General features: G+C 68.5%; 1 protein-coding gene. It reads left to right on the top strand.

Translation table 11 applies throughout. The features are described 5' to 3' along the window. Positions 1-47 precede the first annotated feature (47 nt). On the top strand, positions 48-530 hold a 483-nt coding region (locus ADK67_RS11025), incomplete at its 3' end, for an IS630 family transposase (RefSeq protein WP_157620117.1).

The following is a 530-nucleotide window of genomic DNA, read 5'->3' as shown; positions in this document are numbered from 1 at the left end:
CTAGTGTCCTGCGTCTGAAGTTCGTTGATGAATTGTAGGGTTGTCGGGTGGCTCGTAGGGGTCGGCCGGTGGCCGTGGTGGTGTTGACGGACGAGGAACGCGAGACGCTGGCACGTTGGGCGCGGCGGGCGAAGTCGTCGCAGGCGTTGGCGCAGCGGTGCCGGATCGTGCTGGGCTGCGCCGACGGCAAGTCCAACCAGGATGTCGCGGCCGAGTTGGGGATCTGGCCGCAGACGGTGGGCAAGTGGCGACGCCGGTTCCTGGAGCGGCGGCTTGAAGGGCTGGTCGACGAGCAGCGTCCCGGCGCCCCGCGGAAGATCACCGACGAGCGGGTCGAGCAGGTGGTGGTGGCCACGCTGGAGCGGACGCCGGTCGATGCCACGCACTGGTCGCGCGCGTCGATGGCGGCCGAGAGCGGGCTGTCGCGCTCGACGGTCGGGCGGATCTGGAAGGCGTTCAACCTCAAGCCGCACCAGGTCGACACGTTCAAGCTGTCCAACGATCCGCAGTTCGTGGACAAGGTCCGCGAC

The organism is Saccharothrix sp. NRRL B-16348, assembly GCF_001280085.1.
Classification (GTDB): Bacteria; Actinomycetota; Actinomycetes; order Mycobacteriales; family Pseudonocardiaceae; genus Actinosynnema.
The sequence above is the reverse complement of the archived record's forward strand: the minus strand, read 5'-3'. Positions and strand labels throughout refer to the sequence as shown.